2 protein-coding genes are annotated in these 2,671 nt (G+C 43.2%); both read right to left on the reverse strand.

The features are described 5' to 3' along the window. Positions 1-99 precede the first annotated feature (99 nt). On the reverse strand, positions 100-1,212 hold the full coding sequence (gene thiH, locus Q0954_RS33580) for a 2-iminoacetate synthase ThiH (protein ID WP_299466338.1): 1,113 nt from the start codon (positions 1,210-1,212) through the stop codon (positions 100-102). Positions 1,213-1,779: 567 nt separating this feature from the next. Further along, positions 1,780-2,559, reverse strand: a complete 780-nt coding sequence (locus Q0954_RS33585; RefSeq protein ID WP_299466341.1) for a thiazole synthase — start codon at positions 2,557-2,559, stop codon at positions 1,780-1,782. Positions 2,560-2,671: the final 112 nt, after the last annotated feature.

The following is a 2,671-nucleotide window of genomic DNA, read 5'->3' on the forward strand; positions in this document are numbered from 1 at the left end:
TAGCTATCTAACTTTTTTACGAGGAAGTCAGGGGGCAAAAGTCGCCAAAGAATATGTGAGTAACTTAGTACCCAATGTACTAGAACCTTGTCAGGGCTTCTAACTATACACTACGTCCCAATCCTTCCAAACGGGTTCATAGCCACAGGCTCGAATCATGTGAGCAATTTCGGCAGGAGTACGCTCGTCCGAAATTTCAAATTGCTCAAGCGACTGAGGCTCTACTGCATAGCCTCCAGGGTTGGTTTTAGAGCCCGCACTGATAGAGGTAATGCCCAACGGAATAATGTGGTTACGAAACTTTTCTGTTTCGCGGGTAGACAACGACAATTCTACTTCTTCGTTGAAAATACGGTAGGCACAAATAGTTTGCACCAGCTCTCGGTCATTCATTTCTACCTTGGGCTCTAGTCCTCCCGAAAAGGGACGCAAACGAGGGAAGGAAATAGAGTACTTGGTTTTCCAATAATTACGCTCCATGTATTGCAGGTGTGCTGCTGTAAAAAAGCAATCGGTTCGCCAATCTTCCAGTCCAATGAGCACACCCAAACCTATTTTATGAATGCCTGCTTTGCCCAAACGATCGGGGGTATCTATGCGGTAATCAAAGTTAGATTTTTTGCCTTTGGGATGGTGTTTCTTATAGTCGTTTTTATGGTAGGTTTCCTGGTATACCAATACCGTATTGAGCCCCAGTGGTATCAGCTCTTCATAGTCTTGTTGGTCGAGGGGTTGTACCTCCATACTAATGTGCGCAAAATGAGGCTTGATGAGTTTCAGTGCATTTTTAAAGTAATCTACACCAACGGTTTTGTTTGCCTCACCAGTCACCAACAAAATGTGGTCATAGCCCAACGCTTTGATTACTTCTACCTCGCGCCTGATTTGGGCATCGGTCAGGGTTACCCTACGCAAAGGGTTGTCAAGGCTAAAACCACAATAAGTGCAAATGTTTTGACACTCGTTAGAGAGGTACATGGGTAAATACATTTGAATGGTTTTGCCAAAACGCTTTTGAGTCAACTGGTTACTCAGTTGTGCCATGGGCTCAAGGTATTTGGCCGCTGCCGGAGATATCAAGGCTTTGAAGTCTTCTAAGTCACGCTTGCCTGTTTTGTTCAAGGCATGTTCTACGTCACGGTCTGTTTTATCATAAATGCCCGCTTTTACCTCGTCCCAATTGTATTGGGCAAATATATCTTTAAATGTCATTGTTTTCTTTAGTTTTTAGTCGATGGTTTACGATTTCCTTAACCAGTCGATAGTCCATTGTGGCTATCCTGAGCGTAAAACAACTACTCAGTAAACAGCATTGGTTGACAGTTCTTTTCAGTTTACTTCTATATATTCACCCCCCCCCCTGGTATTCCTTCCAGTCATCTACCCCAATCAAATACTTGCCTCCATAATAATTAAACCCAAAGGCATCTTCGAAAACCTACCAGTACTTTTTAACCTCGTCAAAAAATACTGATAGGTTAAATTCGTAATTAGGAGTGCACGCAGTCTTTTAATTCACTGATAATAAAAACTTTACATAATCAAAACGAATTCAAGTAAGGTCGTTTATTCCTTTAAAAGACGGCGTATGCACTCAGGTTTGCTCTTCACTTGGGCAACCATTCCGATAAATCGAGAACTTCCATTGCATTACAGCAAGGGTAGCCCCTACATTTAGCCCCTTGATTTAAATATAAATCCCTGTATATCAAAGGGTTTTAAAAACTTCGTACAATCGTAATTCGTAATTGAAAAACTCGTAATTAAACCTCAGTTATACTACTCTTCGTCAAACAAAAACGCGGTTAAGGGGCTGCTGGCGCTTGCCTGGCTACTGGTTTGGGCAAGTTTTGCCTCAAAAGCCAAGCGCCCTGCTTCTACTGCCATTTTAAAAGCTTTGCCCATGTCTACCGGGTTGGGCGATACTGCAATAGCGGTATTTACCAATACTGCATCAGCCCCCAGTTCCATTGCCTTTGCTGCGTCAGAGGGGGCACCAATGCCCGCATCCACCACTACTGGCACGTTGCTTTGCTCTACGATAATCTCAAGAAAATCTATTGTTTTCAAGCCCTTGTTACTGCCAATAGGCGAACCTAACGGCATTACCGCAGCGGTGCCTACTTCCTCAAGGCGTTTACACAATACCGGGTCAGCGTGAATGTAGGGCAACACCACAAAACCCAATTTTACCAGTTGCTCAGCGGCTTTGAGGGTTTCTATAGGGTCAGGCATCAGGTATTTAGGGTCAGGATGAATCTCTAGTTTAAGCCAATTGGTACCCAGTGCCTCACGTGCCAACTGTGCCGCTAACACGGCTTCTTCGGCGTTGCGGGCACCCGATGTATTGGGCAACAAGTGGAACTGAGGATGGTTTAAGTGCTTGAGAATATCGTCTTGTTCGTTTTGTACATCTACCCTTTTGAGGGCAACAGTTACCAACTCAGACCCTGAAGCAAGCAAAGCTTCTTCCATCAATTGGTTATGGCTAAACTTGCCTGTGCCTGTAAACAGACGAGAATTAAAAGTTTTGTCAGCAATGGTGAGTATATTATTCATTGTTTTAATGTCTGTTGTTACTTAATATCATTCTTTTAGGAACGATGCAAAAATAAAGTTCTATAGTTTAAGGAAATATTTTTTGGTCAGGCGAGGTCAAAAAACGCGGCAT

Source organism: uncultured Microscilla sp. (genome assembly GCF_947493425.1).
GTDB lineage: Bacteria > Bacteroidota > Bacteroidia > Cytophagales > Microscillaceae > Microscilla.

Coding starts and splice junctions, on each gene's coding strand:
- thiH (WP_299466338.1), bottom strand. CDS start 1,212: ATGACATTTAAAGATATATTTGCCCAATACAATTGGGACGAGGTAAAA.
- Q0954_RS33585 (WP_299466341.1), bottom strand. CDS start 2,559: ATGAATAATATACTCACCATTGCTGACAAAACTTTTAATTCTCGTCTG.